Raw genomic sequence first — 19,055 nt, forward strand, 5'->3', positions numbered from 1 at the left:
TGGAAATGTCCTTCTCTTTGGTGTGCCTGCCCTTCGCGGGGAGCGGTGCGGGGTTCTACCGGCAGTGGGCCCAACTGGCCGTGCCGGGCGTACGCGTGGTTGCGCCACAGCTCCCAGGACGCGAGGAGCTCTTCAACGAAGACCCGTACACGGACGTACGGCAAGCTGCACATTTCGTGGCCGAGGAGACGATCCGGGCGACCGCCGGCGGCACCGGGCCAGTTGCCCTCTTCGGGCACAGCCTCGGCGCCGTCCTGGCGTATGAGACCGCGAGGGAGCTGCAGGCCCGGGAATTCGACAGGCTGAGCCACCTGTTCGTCAGTGGGTCGGCGGGGCCGTGGGAAACCCGGCCGCGGACCAGCGGCCTCGACGACGACGCGTTGGCCGCCCACGTCGAGGAGATCACGGGATACCGCCACCCCGCGTTCGACAACCCCGAACTGCGCGAGCTGCTACTGCCGTTGCTCCGCGCCGACACCGTGATGCACGAGCGTTACCGGCCGACTTCCGGCGCGTCGGCTCTGTCGATACCGGTCACTGCGCTGCGCGGTACCGACGACGTCCTCGTCGCCCCCGACAGCCTGGAGCAGTGGAGCGCGACTACCACGGCGCAGTTCGCCATGGCGGAGGTCCCCGGCGGGCACATGTATCTGACCGAGCGGCCGGCCGAGCTGCTGGAGAGGATCGCCGGTCTGGTCGACGGTGGTTCCCAGGCCGAGCCACCCTCGTCACAGCCGGCGCTCCACCGGAACGACACGGCCCGGCCGATTCCGGAGGGGACGCTCCTCGATCTGTACGGGACGTGGGTCGAGCGGTCACCGGACACCGTCGCGGTGCGCAGCGACGGGGACGCGTTGTCGTACGCGGAACTGGACGAGCGCGCCAACCGGCTGGCCCGCCATTTGAGGAGCATGGGCGTGGGCCGGGAGAGCAGGGTCGGCCTGTGCCAGCCCCGCGGCAACGACATGGTGGTGTCGATCCTGGCGGTGTGGAAGGCGGGTGGCGCCTATGTGCCGCTGGATCCAGAGCACCCCGAGGACCGGCTGGCCTACATGCTCCAGGACAGTGGCGCCGCGGTCGTGTTGGGCACAAGGCGGGCGGTCGAGGGCGTGCCGGTGGGCGCGGCGCGTGTCGTCCTCCTGGACGAGGCCGCCGGTGCCATCGCCGCCGAGTCCGCCGAGCCACTGGACACCGTGCTCAATCCGCGTCAACTCGCCTACGTGATCTACACATCGGGGTCGACGGGTCGGCCGAAGGGCGTGGCCGTCGACCACCGCGGCCTGGTGAACCTGGCCGTGGCGATGCGCCCCGTCCTCGGCGTCTCCGAAGGAGTCGTCGCGTTGCAGTTCGCGTCGTTCAGCTTCGACGGCTCGGTGCTGGACCTGGCGGTCACGCTCGGGGGCGGGGGCACCTTGGCGATCGCCTCGCGCGAGGAGCGCACCGAACCCGTGGCCCTGGCGGACATGATCCGCTCGACCGGGGTGAGCGTGGCCAGCGTGGTCCCGTCGCTCCTCGGTGTCCTTGAACCGGCCGCGGTCTCGGGGGTGGAGAACTGGGTGCTGGGCGCGGAACGCCTGAACGCGGCCCTGGCGAGTCGCTGGACCGCTCACTCCCGGGTGTGGAATACCTACGGCCCCACCGAGGCGACAGTGATCACCACGGCCGACCCGGTCCCTCATGCGATCACGTCGGCGGACCCGCCGCCGGCGATCGGCCGTCCGATCGACAATGCATCGGTCTTCGTCCTCGACGACGCCCTGCGGCCGGTCCCCGTCGGTGCAACGGGGGAGCTGTACATCGCGGGACCCGGTCTGGCCCGTGGCTATGTCGGACGGCCCGGCCTGACCGCCGAACGGTTCATGGCCTGCCCCTTCGGCGAAGGCGCCCGCATGTACCGCTCGGGCGACCTCGCCCGCTGGACCGAGGACGAGCAGCTGCAGTTCGTGGGCCGGGCGGACGAGCAGGTCAAGATCCGTGGCTTCCGGGTGGAGCCGGGTGAGGTCGAGGCCGTGGTCGCGGCCTGCGACAGCGTGGGCCAGGCAGTGGTCGTCGTCCGTGAGGACCAGCCCGGAAACAAGCGTCTGGTCGCCTACGTCGTGCCCGCCGCCGGCCACGAGGTGGACATCACAGAGGTCCGGGAGTTCGCGGGCGCCCGTCTGCCGGACTACATGGTGCCGACGGTCATGGTCTTGGACGCTCTGCCGCTCACGGTGAACGGCAAGACGGACAAGGCCGCCCTGCCGGCCCCCGATCCGGGGGCCGGCACGGGCAGGGCCGCGCGAACCGCCACCGAAGAAGTGCTGTGCGCGTTGTTCGCCGAGGTGCTCGGCATTCAACACGTCGGTGCCGACGACTCGTTCTTCGAGATCGGCGGCTCGTCGATCCTGGCGATGCTGTTGGTGTCCTGCGCACGCAAGGCCGGGCTCGTTATCACCGCCCGTCAGGTCTTCGAGCGGCAGAGCCCGGCGGGTCTGGCCGCCGTGGCCGTCGCGGCCGAGGAGGGCACGGTGGCGGCCACCGCCCGCGCCGGGGACGTACCGCCGGCTCCCGTGGGGGCCTGAGCCCGGGCGCGGTCGCGGGCGCGCGGCCTCGGGGCGGGCGTGCTCCCGGCCGGAGGGCGGGGGCGGCGCGGCCTCCTCACGGTGGCGGCTACCGCGGCAGCCACGTGACGCCTCGGTACTGCCGCAGTAGCTGCCGCCGCCGACCTCGCCCGACTTCTAGTCTCCGAAGGAACAGCCCTGCGGGCGGGCGCGGCGTTCGAGACATGCCGTCGCGGTCTTCCTCGGCACGAGTGTCAAGGCGCGCGCCAGCATGAACAGTCTGGAGGAGAACAGTGATTCCCGTGTCGCCGGGGCAGCACAGGCTGTGGCTGCTCGACCGGTTCGAGCACACAGGCTGGACCTACAACATCGTCGTCCAGGCCAGGATGGCGGGCCGGTTGGACATCGCCGCGCTGGACGCCGCGGTCTCGGACGTCATGGCCCGGCACGAGGCGCTGCGGACGAGCTTCCCCGAGGTGGACGGCACGCCGCACCAGCGGATAGCCCCCGCCGAGTCCGGACATCGGCGGCTGCACGTGGTGGAGGTGCGGGACGGCGGCCTCTCCGCGTTGGAGGACAGCGGTCGGCACGTGTTCGACCTGACACGCGAAGTGCCGTTCAGGGCTGTGCTGTTCGAGGTGGCCGACGAGGAGTGGGTGCTCCAGCTGGTGCTCCACCACATCGTGGTCGACGGGTGGTCGGTGCGGCCGTTGATGCGCGACCTGGGGCAGGCGTATCGGGCGCGGTGCCAGGGCGAGGCGCCGGACTGGGAGCCACTGCCCGTGCAGTTCGCCGACTTCGCCCTGTGGCAGCGGGAGGTGCTCGGATCGGCCGACGACCCGCAGTCGCTGCTGGCCGAGCAGCTGGACTTCTGGCGTTCGGTCCTGGAGGGCATGCCTGCCGAGCTTGCGCTGCCCGTGGACCGGGATCGTCCGCAGACCACCACCTATCGCGGCGGTTCGGTGCCGTTCACGACGGGCGCCCGCCTGCACCGCCGGGTGCGCGAGGTCGGCCACGCGTGCGGAGCCACGCCGTTCATGGTGTTCCACGCGGCGCTGGCCGCCCTCTTCAGCCGCCTCGGAGCGGGCGACGACATCCCGCTGGGCACGGTCACCGCCGGCCGCTCGGACGAATCCCTCAACGATCTGGTCGGATTCTTCGTGAACACCCTGACCCTGCGGACGGATGTGTCGGGCGATCCCACCTTCCGTGACCTGATCGCTCGGGTCCGGGATTTCGATCTCCAGGCATTCGACCACCAGGACGTTCCCTTCGAGGCAGTCGTCCAGGCCATGGCTCCCCGGCGTCGGCCCGGCCGGCATCCCCTCTTCCAGACCATGCTGGCCATCCAGAGCCACGAACCGGCCGAACCGGACTTCCCGGGCCTGTCCGTCACGATGGAGAAGGCGGAGTCCATCGAGCTCCACTCGGCCAAATTCGACCTGTACTTCGACCTCGCCGAAACCTGGACGGCGGACGGCGAACCCGCGGGCATCGCGGGACACATCGTCTACGCGGCCGACCTGTGGGAGGAGCGCTCGGTCGCCGCCCTCTCCGAGCGCCTGAACGTCGTACTCGGGGCACTGGCCGCCGACACCGGAACCCGTGTCTCCGAGCCCGACATCCTGCTGCCGTGGGAGCGCGCCATGCTCACCGGCGAAGGGGACGATCCAAGCCTGGGAAGCCACGAGCGCTTCGCAACTTCCCAGCCGCTTCACACGTCGTTCGACGCCTAACGCGCTTTCCAGCGGGGAGCGCGCTTCTCGCTGAAGGCACGGGGACCTTCGATCGCATCCTCACTGTGCATACGTCGTTCTTCCCACGGATAGCGGGTCGCAAATGCTGATTCCAACGACATGGCCGCCGACTTGGTGGCGGCTTCCTTGATCGCGCGGACGGAGAGGGGGGCGCAACGCCGAATGTCGGCGACCCAGCTCTCGACACACTCGTCGAGCTGCTCGGCCGGCACCACCTCGTTGACGAGGCCGAGTTCAAAAGCGCGCCGCGCGTCCATCGGCCGTCCGGTCAGAAGGTGCCCCATCGCGATCTTCCACGGTATCTGCCGGGTCAGTCGGAACACACCGCCCGCCCCTGCCATGAGGCCCAGTTTGGCCTCGGGAAGCGCGAACACCGCCTCCTCGGAGGCGATGACGATGTCGCATGAAAGGGCAAGCTCAAATCCTCCCCCCATGGCATATCCCTGGACCTTGGCAACGATCGGTTTGGCCAGGTCGAACCGTTCTGTCAAACGGGGCCAGCCGGGCTTTCCGCGACTTCCGAATGTGGACGGAGTCGCGGTCCCCGCGCGGTCTCGGCCAGCCAGCTCCTTCAGATCCTGACCCACCGAGAATGCTCGGGAACCGGAGCCGGAAAGGACGGCAACCCACATGTCATCGTCCGCCTCGAAATCATCCCATATCTCGGCGAGCTCCTCATGCATCCCCAGATCCATCGCGTTGAGGACCTCGGGCCTGTTGAGCGTTATCCGCGCAACGTTGTCCTTCTTCTCGTATTGCACTCGTGAAAGTTGCCGCATGGACGTGATTATAGCCCCGGCTCCGGTGGCGGTGAAGCGGGAGTGCAGCCATGTAGGTCTGGAGAGTCTAGCGTGAATTTGGTTGAGGTGTCGGCACCCGAAATCGTGGGTGTGGGTACTGCCGTGCCAGCGACTTCGTATACGCAGCAGGAAATGCTGGATGAGTTCGACATCACCGATCCGCGGGTGCGATCCATCTTCCTGAACAGCGCGATCGAGCGTCGAGGTCTGACGCTGCCGCCGTTGCTGCCGGATGGTTCGCGCGCCACGGAGACCCAGGGCGAACTGCTGCGCAAGCATCTCACCAACGGTCTGTCCATGGGACGGGAGGCGTTGGAAGCGTGCCTGAAGAACGCGAACGCGACATTGGCGGATGTTCGCTACTTGTGCTGCGTCACGACCACCGGAATGCTGACCCCGGGCTTCTCCGCGCTCCTCATGAAGGAGCTGGAAATGGACCGGCATTGCTCGCGTCTGGATGTCGTGGGAATGGGATGCAATGCTGGCCTGAACGCGTTGACGGCCGTGGCCGGATGGGCGGAGTCACATCCCGGTGAACTGGCACTGATGGTGTGTATCGAGGCATGTTCGGCGGCATATGTATTTGACGGGACCATGCGGACCGCCGTGGTCAACAGTCTTTTCGGCGATGGCTCGGCCGCCGTTGCGGTGCGCTCGCCGGGGAACCCGCAGGCGACCGACCGAGGGGAAGTGGAGCTGGTCGGCGACACGCCGGCCCCGGCGTTGCTGCGCTTTTCGAGTTTCATCATTCCGGAAGCAATAGACGCCATGCGTTACGACTGGGATGACACCCATGGAAAATACAGCTTCTACCTTGATCCCGAAGTTCCCTATGTGGTGGGAGCGCACGCCGAGCTCGCCCTCGACCGGCTGCTCGAGGGGACCGGTTTGCGACGCTCGGACATATCCCACTGGGTCGTGCATTCCGGGGGGAAGAAGGTCATCGACTCGGTGCGTGTGAACCTCGGCCTGACCCGTCATGACGTACGCCATACGATCGGCGTACTCCGGGATCACGGCAACGTGTCGAGCGGATCGTTCCTCTTCTCCTACGAGCGACTGGTTGCCGACAACTGCGTCAAACCGGGCGAGTTCGGCGTCCTCATGACCATGGGGCCCGGGTCGACCATCGAGATGGCTTTGGTTGGCTGGCGATGAAAGGTGATTCTGAATTCATGACCACAGAACTTCCCGGCGTAGAAGCACCGGAGGGAATCGGCCTCTTCGCGAAGGTGGACGGGGCACGTACACCGGCGGAACTGACGGCCTTGATCAACTCGGCCTGCGATCAGGCGGAGAAACAGCCTGACGGAACCGCGGTGATCCTCGATCTCGGCGAAGCGCCGGTAGAGCACGAACAGTGGCCCGGCGATGTGACCATCCAGACGGTGAATCGCTGGGAGCGGGCCGTACGGCGCGTGGAGAGCCTCGACGGCATCACCATCGCAGTGGCACAGGGGACGTGCGGCGGGCACGCCCTGGACCTGCTCCTCGCCGTCGACTTCCGTATGGGCGTCCCCGGCCTCCAGCTGCAGCTGCCCGTCAACGACGGCCACATCTGGCCCGGCATGCTGCTCTACCGCCTGGTGCGGCACCTCGGACTGGCGGCGGCTCGACGGATCGTCATGCGCGGCGCCGACCTGTCGCTCGGCCAAGCCCTCGATCTCGGCCTGATCGACCAGGTCGCCGACGACGTGCAGGGCGCCGTGCACGCCGCGACGGCACTCACGGAACGCATGGCGGACCGGGAAACGGCGGTGCGCCGGCAGTTGCTGCTCGAAGCCGCGTCCGTGGAGTACGACGATGCGCTGGGAGCCCATCTCGCCGCCTGCGAACGCGAGTTGCGCAGGCTGCGAAAGGAGCGGCCCGCCGCGTCGGTGCCGGCGGGGAGGTCTCGGGCATGAACGTTGTGGATGCCTCCGACGCGGCGTCGGTGTGGTCGATTCCCGAGCCGAAGTTCATCGATGTTCTCGACAGCGACGCGCAGACCCTGGCCGAGCATGTGGCCACGTGCGAGGCGGTCCTCGACACGCTGCCGCCCCGACCCGGTCGTGACACCTCCCAGCAGCGCCTCGCCGAAGCGGCCTTCGCCGCGTCCAGGTCGGCGCGCCGCGGATTCCTGGCCCTGCACACGGATGCCGTGTACGACGTTCTGACCGAGGGCCGTTCTCGGTACGTGCGTCTGCCGAACCTGGTCCAGGCGGCGGCGGAACGTTTCCCGGGGCTGGTTCCCACCCCGGCCCAGATGGCATCGGAGCGCGTGTTCATCCAGGCCGAGAGGGACGGGCGGGAGATCGACCAGGCCATCTTCTGCGGCGCCGTCCTGCGCTCCCGGGTGGTGGGCACCCACCTCATCGACGCGATGCTGATGCCCACGCCGCGCGCCGAGCAGCTGCTCGGTGACTTCCGCGCGACAGGACGCGTGGAGTTGAAGTCGGTGCACATCGAGCGGCGGGGACACGTGGCCCACGTGACGTTCCGCAACGCGCACTGCCTCAACGCCGAGGACAACCAGCTGATCGCCGACATGGAGACGGCGGTGGACCTGGTCCTGCTGGAGGACCGGGTCAGCGTCGGAGTCCTCCGCGGCGGGGAGGTCGAGCACCCCCGTTACCAGGGCCGACGGGTGTTCAGTGCCGGCATCAACCTCAAGGATCTGCGCAGCGGCGCCATTTCGTTCGTGGACTTCCTGATGGGGCGCGAACTGGGCTACATCCACAAGATGTCGCGCGGCCTCCTGACGGAACCGGCGGGTGTCATGGCGTCCGACCGGTTTACCCAGAAGTCCTGGATCGGTGCGGTCGATTCCTTCGCCATCGGCGGCGGGATGCAACTGCTTCTGGTCCTTGACCGGGTGATCGCCGAGGAGGAGGCGTTCTTCAGCCTGCCGGCCGCGGAAGAGGGCATCGTGCCCGGGCTGGGAAATCTGCGCCTGACGCGGCTGACCGGCGCGAGGTTCGCCCGACAGGTGATCCTCGGCGGTCGCCGCATTCGGATGACCGATCCGGAAGCCGCCTTGGTGTGCGACGACATCGTGCCCGCGAAGGACCTGGACGAGACCGTCGAACGTGCCGCCCGCGAGTTGGGCGCACCCGCGGTGGCGGCGAACCGGCGGATGCTCAACCTGGCCGAGGAGCCGCTGGACCACTTCCGCGAGTACCTGGCCGAGTTCGCGGTCACCCAGGCCGCCAGGGCCTACAGCGCCGACGTCCTGTCCAAGGTGGAGAAGCGCTGGCAGCGTTCACAGTCCCGGGCGTAGAAGGCTCATCCTCATGCGACTGCATCCTTCCTCACTGCACGGCTCACTTAAGGATCCCGTTCTGGGGTCCATCGGGTTCCTCAACGAGGTGATGAGCCGCTTTCCGGAAGCCATATCCTTCGCGCCCGGCGCGCCCCACCCGGACACGCTCGAGGACGTCGACGTCCAGCGGTACGTGGAGGGCTTCCTCGACCATCTCGTCCGCGAGGGGAGGACCCCCGAGCAGGCACGCCGACTGCTTCTCGAATACGGCCCCAGCCGGGGAATCGTCAACGGCATAGTCAGTGACGCCCTGCGCCGGGACCACGGCATCGATGCCGCGCCCGGCGCGCTGGTCATCACCGTGGGCGCGCAGGAGGCGATGTTGCTGGTGCTGCGCGCGCTCTTCCGGCCGGCGCAGGGCGTGCTCGCGGTGGCCAATCCATGCTTCGTGGGCATCATCGGCGCCGCCCGGCTCCTGGACATCGACGTGACGCCGGTACACGAGAGCGCGCACGGGATCGACCTCGACGGTCTTGAGGAGACATGCCGTACGGCCCGCGAGAAGGGCCGGCCCCTGCGCGCGCTGTACGTGGCGCCGGACTTCTCCAATCCGGGCGGTGCCCGCATGTCGCTGCACTGCCGCAGGCGGCTTCTGGACCTCGCGAACCGCGAGGACTTCCTGGTCGTCGAGGACAACGCGTACGGCTTCACGGCGACGACCGGGTCCGAGCTGCCGTCGCTCAAGGCGCTGGACACCCGACAGCGGGTGGTGCACATCGGCACCTTCGCCAAGGTCGCCTTCCCGGGGGCCCGGGTCGGCTATGTGATCGCAGACCAGCAGGTCACATCGTCGAGCGGCACCAAGCTGCTCGCGGACGAGGTGGCGGCGCTGAAGAGCATGGTCACCGTGAACACATCCCCGCTGTGCCAGGCGGTGATCGGAGGGATGCTGCTCGAACACGGCGGCTCCCTGGTCGAACTGAGCCGCCGCAAGTCCGAGATCTACCAACGGAATCTGACCTGTCTGGTCGACGCCCTCGACCGGTACGTCGGTGACGCGCTGCGTCCCGACATCCGGTGGAACCGCCCACAGGGAGGATTCTTCGTCCGGGTGCATCTTCCGGTCCCCGCGGACAGCGCCCTGCTCCAGATCTCGGCCGGGAAATACGGAGTGCTCTGGACTCCGATGGAGCAGTTCTACCTCGACAAGGCCGGCGATCACCAACTGCGGCTGTCGTGCAGCTACCTGGATGTCAAGGACATCGAAGAAGGGGTGCGGCGCCTGGCCGCGTTCTTCGCGGACGAGATCGTGTCGCCGCACCGGGGCCGCACGATGTGAGGTGCGCGCGCAGCGACATCGGGCGAACCGGCCGGACTCCAGCCCAAAGTCCGGCCGGCTCTCGGCCGAGGCCCGGCCGGACCTCGGCTCAAGCCGGCCGGGCTCACCTCGATCGGCCGGGGCTCAGCTCAAGTTGGGCCGCAGCCACTTCTCCACCTCGGCCGGCTCGCAGCCGCGGCGGGCGGCGTAGTCGGCGAGCTGGTCCTGCCCGATGCGGCCGACGCTGAAGTAGCGCGACGCCGGGTGCGCGAAGATCAGTCCGCTGACGCTGGCGGCCGGGGTCATCGCGTACGACTCGGTCAGGCCGATCTGCTCGGATTCGGCGTCGAGCAACCGGAACAGCTCTCGCTTCTGGGAGTGGTCTGGGCTTGCCGGGTAGCCGAGCGCGGGCCGGATGCCGCGGAAGCGTTCCGCGTGCAGGTCCTCGAGGAGCGGGTCGGCGTCGGGCTCGAACCACTCCCGGCGCGCCTTGAGGTGGACGTACTCGGCGAACGCCTCGGCGAGCCGGTCGGCGAGGGCCTTGACCATGATCGCGCGGTAGTCGTCGTGCTCGGCCTCGTACCGGGCGGCCAGCGTCTCGGCGCCGTGGATCGAGACCGCGAAGCCACCGAGATGGTCGCCTGACGGCGCCACGTAGTCGGCCAGGCAACGGTTCGGCCGGCCCATCGGCTTGACCGTCTGCTGGCGCAGCATCGGAAACGTGACGTCGCCGACCACGATGTCGTCGCCCGCGGAGTGTGCGGGCCAGAAGCCGTATCGGCCGCGCGCCCGGAAGGCGTCACTGGCCACGATCTTGTCGAGCATGACCTGGGCGTCGTCGTACAGCTCACGGGCCGGGGGCTCCTCGAGGACCGCCGGGAACTTGCCCTTGATCCCCCAGGCGAGAAAGAGGAACTGCCAGTCGATCAGCTCACGCAGCGCGTCGATCGACGGCGACACACTGCGCGCCCCGGTGAATTCGGGCGTCGGCAGCTCGGAGAAGTCCACCGGCTCGCGGTTGGCACGGGCCTCGGCGAGGCTCAGCTGCGCCGCGCGCTGCCGGTTCTCGTGCTGCTCACGCAGCCGTTCCTGCTCGGCGCGGTTGGCGATGTCCAACTCGGCCGCCCGGTCGGCGTCCAACAGGTTCGACACGACTCCCACCACGCGCGACGCGTCGAGGACGTGCACGGTCGAACCGTCGTACTCCGGCGCGATGCGCACCGCCGTGTGCTGCTTCGACGTGGTCGCGCCGCCGATGAGGAGGGGCAGGGTGAGCCCGCGCCGGCGCATCTCGCCGGCCACCGCGACCATCTCGTCGAGGGACGGCGTGATCAGGCCGGACAGGCCGATCACGTCGGCGTTCTCGGCGATGGCGGTCTCCAGGATCTTCGCCGCGGGCACCATCACCCCGAGATCGACGACCTCGTAGTTGTTGCAGCCGAGGACCACGCCGACGATGTTCTTGCCGATGTCGTGGACGTCGCCCTTGACGGTGGCGAGCACCACCTTGCCCTGGCCGCGTCCGGAGGCATTCTCCTTCTCCATGAACGGCTCGAGGTAGGCGACCGAGCGCTTCATCACCCGGGCGCTCTTGACCACCTGCGGCAGGAACATCTTCCCGGAGCCGAACAGGTCCCCGACGACCTTCATGCCGTCCATCAACGGCCCCTCGATGACATCGAGCGACCGGTCGAACAGCTGCCTGGCCTCTTCGGTGTCCTCCTCCACGAAGTCGACGATGCCGTGAACCAGCGCGTGTGACAGACGCTCCTGGACCGAGCCCTCGCGCCACGACAGGTCGATGGCCCGCTTGGTGGCCGTTCCGGTGACCGTGGAAGCGAAGGACACAAGGCGGTCGGTGGCGTCCGCGCGGCGGTCGAACAGCACGTCTTCGACGAGTTCCAGGAGATCGGCCGGGATGTCCTCGTAGACGGCGAGCTGGCCCGCGTTCACGATCCCCATGTCGAGGCCCGCGCGGACCGCGTGGAAGAGGAACGCCGAGTGCATGGCCTCGCGTACCACGTCGTTGCCCCGGAAGGAGAAGGACAGGTTGGAGATGCCGCCACTGGTCCGTGCGCCCGGGCACCGCTGCTTGATCAGCGGCAGTGCGTCGATGAACGCCTTCGCGTACCCGTTGTGTTCGGCGATGCCGGTGGCCACGGCCAGCACGTTGGGGTCGAAGATGATGTCCTCCGGCCGCATCCCCAGGCGGTCTACGAGCAGGTCGTAGGCCCGGGCGCAGATCTCCACCTTGCGTTCGGCGGTGTCCGCCTGGCCCTGTTCGTCGAAGGCCATCACCACGACGCCGAAGCCGAAGTCACGGATCTGCCGGGCCTGGGCGAGGAAGGCCTCCTCACCCTCCTTGAGGCTGATCGAGTTGACGACGCCCTTGCCCTGCACGCACCGGAGACCGGCCTCGATCACGCTCCACTTCGAACTGTCGATCATGATCGGGATACGGGCCACCTCGGGCTCGGTCGCGATCAGATTCAAGAAGGTGGTCATCGCCTGCTCGCTGTCGAGCAGATCGGCGTCCATGTTGACGTCGAGCAGATTGGCGCCGCCACGGACCTGGTCCAGAGCGACGTCGACGGCGGCCTGGTGGTCGTCCGCCTCGATCAGTCGGCGGAACTTCGCCGACCCGGTGACGTTGGTGCGCTCGCCGATCATCACGAAACCGGTGTCCGCACCGATCTCGAACGGCTCCAGGCCGCTGAACCGGGTCGTGGCGGGCCGCTCGGGCAAGGGCCGCGGGGTGCGGCCCCGCACGGTGGCGGCCACCTGCTCGATGTGTTCCGGCGTGGTGCCGCAACAGCCGCCCACGATGTTGACCAGGTCGGCGAACTCGCCGATCAGCCGGCCGGTCTGCGCCGGTGTCTGGTCGTACCCGCCGAACGCGTTCGGCAGACCGGCATTGGGGTGGCAGGCCACATAGGCGTCCGCGATCCGCGCCAACTCGGCCACGTACGGGCGCATTTCGGCCGCGCCGAGCGAGCAGTTCACCCCGACCACAAGCGGCTCGGCCCGCTCGATCGACCGCCAGAACGCCTCCATGGTCTGGCCCGACAGGGTGCGCCCACTGAGGTCCACGATGGTGGCGGACAGCCATAGCGGCAGCTCGGGAGCGACCTCGCGGGCGGCAGCGAGCGCGGCCTTCGCGTTGAGCGTGTCGAAGATCGTCTCGATCATGAGCAGATCGACGCCGCCCTCGGCCAGGGCAGAGATCTGTTCCGCGTACGCCGACTTGACCTGATCGAAGGTGACGGCCCGATACGCCGGGTCGTCCACCCGCGGCGACAGCGACAGGGTGACGTTCAGCGGACCGACGTTGCCCGCCACGAACCGGCCGCCCACCTCGTTCGCCGCCTGCCGGGCGAGTCGCGCGCCCTGAAGGTTGATGTCGCGGACCAGGTGTTCCAGGGCGTAGTCGGCCTGGCCGATGCTCGTCGCCGTGAACGTGTTCGTGGTGATGATGTCGGCACCGGCCGCCAGGTACTTCCGGTGCACATCGAGGATCAGGTCCGGCCGGGTCAGATTGAGCAGGTCCGGGTCACCCGTCACATCGCGAGTGTGCGACTCGTCGATGACGTCCCCGCGGAAGTCCGCGGGTCGAAGGTCGAGGCCTTGGAGCAGGGTGCCCGAGGCTCCGTCCAGGACCAGAATGCGCTCGCTCAGCAGCCGCCGCAGGGCGGTACCCCCGTCGCCTTGGTCGCTGTACACATCCACTGCCGACACCTCCGTCACGTTCCCGGAGGCGCCCTTGTCGGATTGAGGATGAGCCGAGCGTGGCGGGCCGTGCCCGTTGCAGCGCCTCTCGGCTCTCGTGACCTTATCGAATCACCTGATGCGCCAGAAGACCAGACTCGTCCGGCGCAGTACCGGCCCCTGGGCGCGAACTGCCGCCAGGGCGCCGCTCACGTTGCCGATTCGGGGCCGCCGGGTCTCCTACCGTCCTTGCTCATTGGTTGTGTCGACGGTCATGCGCGAGGTGAAGATCGGTGAGCGCTCTATTCGATGATGCGGACGGCGAGTTTCTCGTCCTGGTGAACGCGGAGAAGCAGTACTCGCTGTGGCCCGCGCTTGTCGACGTGCCGGCGGGCTGGGAGACCGTGCACGGTCGTGACACCCGGCAGAACTGCCTCGATTACATCGAGAAGCACTGGACGGACATGAGGCCGGCGTCCCTTGTCGCCGCCATGGAACAGGAAGCACACAGCTGAATTCGTGTGCGTAGGGCGTATGGGCCGGGAGAAACATGTGATTGTTCGTCGACTTGACGAAGCGCTGTCGGTCGACTGGGGCAACGGCGTGAGTCGCCGTCTTCTGCTCGAGTCCGACGGCATGGGCTTCACCGTGGCCGACACCATTGTGAATGCGGGCACCAGTTCACGACTTCAGTACCTCGACCACCTTGAAGCGGTCTACTGTATTTCTGGAACCGGCGAGATCACGGAGCAGAGCGGCGTGGTCCATCCCATCGGGCCCGGAACCATGTATGCGCTGAACGAACACGATGCGCATTCGATCACCGCGCATGCGGAGCAGGACCTGCATCTCGTGTCCGTGTTCTTTCCCGCCCTGCGTGGGCCGGAGCGGCACGATGTCCGGTCCGGTGCCTATTCGAGCTACTGAGCTGGCACGGGCCGTTCTCGACAAGAAGGAGAAATCTGATCCATGACCGCACGCGACGACTGTACATTGGTGGATCTGAGCCACAAGATCTTCGCTGGGATGGAGACCTATCGAGGGCTGCCCGGGCCTGAGATATCCACACATCTGAGCCGTCAGGAATCTCGCGGTCACTATGCGCCGGGTACGGAATTCCACATCGGTCGGATCTCCATGGTCGGAAACACCGGCACCTATGTGGACAGTCCCTTCCACCGTTTCGAGAACGGCACCGACCTGGCGGACCTGCCGCTCGAGCGATTGGCGCACCTGCCCGCCCTGCGTATCAGCGTCGACCCGGCGAAGCGCGCCATCGAGGTTTCCGACCTCGAGAAGTACGAGGTCTCCGGCCGCGCGGTCCTGCTGCACACCGGTTGGGACCGGCACTGGGGTCAGGAAGAGTACTTCCACGGTCATCCGTATGTCACCAAAGCGGCAGCCGTCTGGCTGGTCGAGCAGGGCAGCAGCCTGGTCGGAATCGACAGCCTCAACATCGACGACACCGACGACTCGGAGCGCCCCGCCCACACCACGCTTCTCGACGGCGGAGTTCCCATCGCCGAGCACCTGACGAGGCTGGAACTGGTTCCTGAAGACGGAAGTCGCTTCTCGGCAGTGCCGGCTCCCGTCGCCGGTTTCGCGACGATGCCGGTACGCGCGTACGCCCTTGTGCCTGCGGCGGAGTGAATCGTGCCCTGCTGGGCGAAGTCGGGAATGCCAGCCTCCCCAGGGTGGCCGGAAGATGAGGGACTAGGGAGCCTGTAATGCCCAAAGTGGCGGTGCTGACGAACGATCTTCAGTACGATCTGGTCAACAAGGACGAGGAACGCAAGGCCGTGGTTGGCGCGGTCATCCCGAAACTGGCCGAGTTCCTGGACACGTTGCGTTCACTTGACGTCCTCGTCGTCCATCTCCAGCTGATCAACCGCCCCGATGACCCGCGGGCGGAGCGTTACAACGGATGGCTGCCGGCGACCGAGGACTCTCCCGGCAACGCGGTGCTCGCCGAGATCGTGGCCGATGGCGACCTCATGGTGCGCAAACACCAGGCGAGCGGTTTCTTCGGAACCGATCTGGACGAGCAGCTTCGCAAGGCCGGGGTCTCCGACCTGATCGTGGTCGGCATGCACACGCAGATCTGCGTCCAGACCACGGCGGCGGACGGCTTCTTCCGGGGCTACAACGTTGTCGTACCCCGGGAGGGAGTGATTTCCATGCGGCAGGAGGATGCGCAGCGGGCGCTCGACTGGATCGCCTCCTTCTGCGGTGGTGTCACCGATATGGAAGATGTCGTCGACCGGGTGCGCGCAGGTCGACTTCACGAACTCATGCCGACCCCGGCTTCTTGAAAGGAGGTCGAGCCGATGTCCGACGAAACAATCAAGCTCGACCACGGGGCCGGTGGAGGGATGAGCCAAGAGCTCATCAACGACGTCATCGCGAAGACTCTCGGCGACGTCTACATCGGGCTCATGGAAGACAGCGCGGATGTCCCCCTCGACACCGCCCGTATCGCGATCACGACGGACTCGTTCGTGGTCAACCCGCTGTTCTTCGGCAATGGTGACATCGGCAAGATAGCCGTCGCCGGAACGGTCAACGACCTGGCGGTGTCCGGGGCGAGGCCCCGCTATCTCACCCTCGCCCTCATCATCGAGGAGGGGTTCGCCATCTCCGACCTGGTCCGTGTGCTGGAAAGCGTGCGGGCCACGGCGCTGGAGGCCGGCGTGCTGATCGTCGCGGGGGACACCAAGGTGGTCCACCGAGGTGAGGCGGACGGGCTCTACGTCAACACCGCTGGTGTCGGTCTGCACGACCGCCCGGAGTTGAAGCTCAGCTCGCGCGGCATCCGCCCGGGCGACGGCGTCATCGTCACCGGAAACCTCGGCGACCACAGCGTGCATCTGCTGTCGTTGCGCGAAGGCCTCGGCTTCGAGACCAGGGTGCTCAGCGACTGCGCCCCGTTGAACGGGGTGCTCGCCGATCTGTTCGACAGGTGCGGAGCCGGCATCCGATGCGTCCGTGACGTCACGCGCGGTGGGCTGGGAACGGTGCTCAACGAGTTCGCCTCGGACTCCGCCGTGGACATCCGGCTCGAGAGCTCCGCCCTTCCCGTCCGGCACGAAACGCGCATGGCGGCCGACATGCTCGGCGTGGACGTGATGTACCTCGCCAACGAGGGCGTGCTCTGCGTCGTCGCCGATCCCTCCGCGGTGCCCGACGTCCTGGAGGTCCTGCGCGGCCACGAAGCGACGGCCAAGTCACAGCTGGTCGGAGAGGCAATCGCCGGCAACGGGCGGGTGTGGCAGCAGGACGAGCAGGGGACACGCACCTCGGTCGACCTGCTGTACGGCGCCCAGCTGCCCCGTCTGTGTTGATCATGTCCGGCCAGCAACGGCTTCGCCGACGGATGAGCGTCCGCGGTGTGGTTCAGGGCGTGGGGTTTCGGCCCTTCGTCCACCGCATCGCGACCGCACGAGGTCTGGGCGGCTGGATCCGCAACGAGAACGGCGGGGTCACCCTCTGTGTGGAGGGGACCGCCGAGGCGGTCGCGGCGTTCACGGAGGCCATGCGCACCGAGGCTCCGCCGTTGGCGGTCGTGGAGGGCTGCGACTTCATCGACGAGCCCATCACCTGCGCAGAACGGGAGTTCCGTATCGAGCGGAGCGTGGCCACAGGGCAGCAGCGGGCCTCCGTACCCGCCGACACGCACGTGTGCGACGCGTGTCTGGCCGAGCTCATGGACCCCGACGACCGGCGCTTTCGCTATCCGCTCATCAACTGCACCGACTGCGGCCCGCGCTTCAGCATCATCAGGGACACCCCCTACGACCGCCCGCTGACCACCATGGCGGACTTCACCATGTGCCCGGTCTGCCAGGCCGAGTACGACTCGGTGACCGACCGGCGGTTCCACGCGCAGCCCAACGCCTGCGCCACGTGCGGCCCACGGGTCACCCTGTCCGGGCACGACGGGGTCAGCCGGGACGAGGACGACGCCGTCGAGGCGGCGGCGAAGCTGTTGGCTGACGGGGCCGTCGTCGCCGTGAAGGCCCATGGCGGCTACCAGTTGATGGTCGACGCCCTCAACGACGAGGCGGTCGACCGGCTGCGCCGGCGCAAGGAGCGGGGCGGCAAGGCATTCGCGGTGCTCGCCAAGGACACGTCCGTACTCAAGGAGTACGCGTTAGTGTCCGACGCCGAAGCAGCCGCCCTCGAATCCCCGGCGCGGCCCATCGTGTTGTTGCGCGCCAGGCCCGACTCGGCGATATCCCGGCATGTGGCGCCGGGGCTCAGCACCCTGGGCGCCATGCTGCCTTCCACGCCTGTGCAGCACCTGCTGCTCGCCTCGGGGCTGTCCGTGCTCGTGGCGACCAGCGGCAACGCCCCGGGAGAGCCGATGGCGACCACCGCTGCGGCGGCGCGGCGCGACCTGGCGCAGGTGTGTGACGCCTACCTGGAACACGACCGGCCGATCCAGTCACGCGTCGACGATTCCATCGTGCGCGTCGTCGACCTGCCCGACGGCCCGCGGCGGCAGGTCATCCGGCGCGCGAGGGGCCATGTCCCGGCGTCGATCACCACGCCGGTCCCGGTGCCCGCCGTGCTCGCGCTCGGCGCCGAGCTGAAGAACACCGCATGCCTGGCCGCCGAGCGCCAACTCGTCCTCTCCCAGCACATCGGTGATCTCAAGTCCGAAGGGAACCTTCAGTTCCTGAGCGAGGCGGTGACACATCTGCGCGCGCTCACCGGGATCGAACCGGGGGCGGTCGCGCACGATCTGCACCCCGACTTCCGCAGCACCAAGCTGGCCGCCTGCCAGGGGCTGCCCATGATCGGCGTACAGCACCACCACGCCCACATGGCCGCCTGCATGCTCGACAACGGCTTGGACGAGCCGGTCATCGGGGTCATCTTCGACGGCACGGGGCTCGGCACCGACGGCACCGTCTGGGGTGGCGAGTTCCTCGTGGGCGACTACCGGGGGTTCGAGCGAAGGGGACACCTCGGGCAGTTCCGCCTGCCCGGCGGCGACAAGGCGGTGACGGAGCCGGACCGGGTGGCGGTGGCGCTCCTGGAGGCCGCCTTCGGCGCAGACGCCGTCGAACACCTCGACATCGCAGGGCTCCGGGGCAGGGACCGAGACGAGCGCGAGATCCTGCTCAAGATGGCGGCCCGCGGGGTGAACTCACCCCTGACGTCGAGTGCGGGCAGGCTCTTCGACGGCATGTCCGCGCTGCTGGGTGTCTGTTCACGGATCGGCTACGAAGCCGAGGCGGCCATCAGACTGGAGGAGTTGCTGGACGGCGACCACTCCGCCACGGACCCATGGCCGACCACGCTGTACGTCGCCGAGGACCGGCAAGTTGTCGATGTGCGCCCCTGGGTGCGGGCCGTCGTCGAATCCGCGGGGTCGCACGGGGCGGCCGAGGTGAGCCGGCGCTTCCACGAGAGTCTGTCCCACGCCGTTGTCGAGGTGTGCGCGCGGCTGCGGCGCGAGTCCGGCCTTGACGCCGTGGTCCTGAGCGGGGGCGTCTTCCTCAATCGGTATCTGTCCGTGCGGGTCGCGCACCTGCTGTCCCAGGCCGGCTTCCGTGTCTACACGCACCAGCAGATCCCCATGACCGACGGCGGTATCTCGGCCGGGCAGGCCATGGTCGCCGGGGCGTTGCTGCGAGAGCGGGCCGACGCGGCGCGGCTCGTCGCCGGCTGATCCGTTCGACTCAAGGA

Annotated in this window: 14 protein-coding genes and 1 riboswitch; of the genes, 12 read left to right on the forward strand and 2 right to left on the reverse strand. The window is 68.0% G+C overall.

Annotation, left to right across the window (positions count from 1 at the left end; translation table 11 throughout):
* Positions 1-5 precede the first annotated feature (5 nt).
* Together ACFZDC_RS36315 and ACFZDC_RS36320 are read left to right on the forward strand one after the other, a co-directional pair.
* Positions 6-2,561 (forward strand): amino acid adenylation domain-containing protein, encoded by a 2,556-nt coding sequence (locus tag ACFZDC_RS36315; protein WP_391330608.1) that lies wholly within the window; start codon positions 6-8, stop codon positions 2,559-2,561.
* A 272-nt stretch (positions 2,562-2,833) separates the two neighbouring features.
* Positions 2,834-4,276 (forward strand): condensation domain-containing protein, encoded by a 1,443-nt coding sequence (locus ACFZDC_RS36320; RefSeq protein WP_391330610.1) that lies wholly within the window; start codon positions 2,834-2,836, stop codon positions 4,274-4,276.
* Here the strand turns inward: ACFZDC_RS36320 and dpgD are convergent.
* Positions 4,273-5,058 carry an enoyl-CoA-hydratase DpgD gene (gene dpgD, locus ACFZDC_RS36325; RefSeq protein WP_391330612.1) on the reverse strand — a complete coding sequence of 262 codons (786 nt, stop codon included), beginning with the start codon at positions 5,056-5,058 and terminating at the stop codon, positions 4,273-4,275. The two genes, ACFZDC_RS36320 and dpgD, sit on opposite strands and share 4 nt — an antisense overlap.
* Before the next feature lie 90 nt (positions 5,059-5,148).
* Here dpgD and dpgA point away from each other — a divergent pair, with 90 nt between their 5' ends.
* The 4 genes from dpgA to ACFZDC_RS36345 are packed head-to-tail and all read left to right on the forward strand — an operon-like array spanning position 5,149 to position 9,677.
* Positions 5,149-6,255, forward strand: coding sequence for a 3,5-dihydroxyphenylacetyl-CoA synthase DpgA (gene dpgA, locus ACFZDC_RS36330; RefSeq protein WP_391330614.1), 1,107 nt, complete (start codon positions 5,149-5,151; stop codon positions 6,253-6,255).
* A gap of 17 nt (positions 6,256-6,272) precedes the next feature.
* Positions 6,273-7,001 carry an enoyl-CoA-hydratase DpgB gene (gene dpgB / locus ACFZDC_RS36335; RefSeq protein ID WP_391330616.1) on the forward strand — a complete coding sequence of 243 codons (729 nt, stop codon included), beginning with the start codon at positions 6,273-6,275 and terminating at the stop codon, positions 6,999-7,001.
* Positions 6,998-8,356 (forward strand): (3,5-dihydroxyphenyl)acetyl-CoA 1,2-dioxygenase DpgC, encoded by a 1,359-nt coding sequence (dpgC, locus tag ACFZDC_RS36340; protein WP_391330617.1) that lies wholly within the window; start codon positions 6,998-7,000, stop codon positions 8,354-8,356. Before dpgB ends, dpgC begins: the two co-directional genes overlap by 4 nt.
* Before the next feature lie 13 nt (positions 8,357-8,369).
* Entirely contained in the window at positions 8,370-9,677 is a 1,308-nt protein-coding gene (locus ACFZDC_RS36345; protein WP_391330618.1) for an aminotransferase class I/II-fold pyridoxal phosphate-dependent enzyme, read from the forward strand.
* Between the two features lie 123 nt (positions 9,678-9,800).
* Here the strand turns inward: ACFZDC_RS36345 and metH are convergent, their stop codons facing one another.
* On the reverse strand, positions 9,801-13,382 hold the full coding sequence (metH, locus tag ACFZDC_RS36350) for a methionine synthase (RefSeq protein ID WP_391330620.1): 3,582 nt from the start codon (positions 13,380-13,382) through the stop codon (positions 9,801-9,803).
* Positions 13,383-13,401: 19 nt separating this feature from the next.
* Positions 13,402-13,478, reverse strand: a riboswitch (S-adenosyl-L-homocysteine riboswitch).
* Between the two features lie 176 nt (positions 13,479-13,654).
* Here metH and ACFZDC_RS36355 point away from each other — a divergent pair.
* The 6 genes from ACFZDC_RS36355 (at position 13,655) to hypF (ending at position 19,038) form a co-directional block, all read left to right on the forward strand.
* Positions 13,655-13,876, forward strand: a complete 222-nt coding sequence (locus tag ACFZDC_RS36355; protein WP_391330621.1) for an MbtH family NRPS accessory protein — start codon at positions 13,655-13,657, stop codon at positions 13,874-13,876.
* Positions 13,877-13,913: 37 nt separating this feature from the next.
* The gene (locus ACFZDC_RS36360; protein WP_391330623.1) at positions 13,914-14,288 is read left to right on the forward strand and encodes an ectoine synthase; all 375 of its coding nucleotides are present in this window, start codon (positions 13,914-13,916) and stop codon (positions 14,286-14,288) included.
* Positions 14,289-14,330: 42 nt separating this feature from the next.
* Positions 14,331-15,011: a cyclase family protein gene (locus ACFZDC_RS36365; protein ID WP_391330624.1), complete on the forward strand. Its 681-nt coding sequence runs from the start codon at positions 14,331-14,333 to the stop codon at positions 15,009-15,011.
* Positions 15,012-15,088: 77 nt separating this feature from the next.
* On the forward strand, positions 15,089-15,673 hold the full coding sequence (locus tag ACFZDC_RS36370) for an isochorismatase family protein (protein WP_391330626.1): 585 nt from the start codon (positions 15,089-15,091) through the stop codon (positions 15,671-15,673).
* A gap of 15 nt (positions 15,674-15,688) precedes the next feature.
* Complete coding sequence (gene hypE, locus ACFZDC_RS36375; RefSeq protein WP_391330628.1) at positions 15,689-16,702, forward strand: hydrogenase expression/formation protein HypE; 1,014 nt, start codon at positions 15,689-15,691, stop codon at positions 16,700-16,702.
* 32 nt (positions 16,703-16,734) lie between these two features.
* Entirely contained in the window at positions 16,735-19,038 is a 2,304-nt protein-coding gene (hypF, locus tag ACFZDC_RS36380) for a carbamoyltransferase HypF (RefSeq protein ID WP_391330629.1), read from the forward strand.
* The last annotated feature ends 17 nt before the right edge of the window (positions 19,039-19,055 follow it).

It is taken from the genome of Streptomyces sp. NPDC007905 (assembly GCF_042959345.1).
GTDB lineage: Bacteria > Actinomycetota > Actinomycetes > Streptomycetales > Streptomycetaceae > Streptomyces.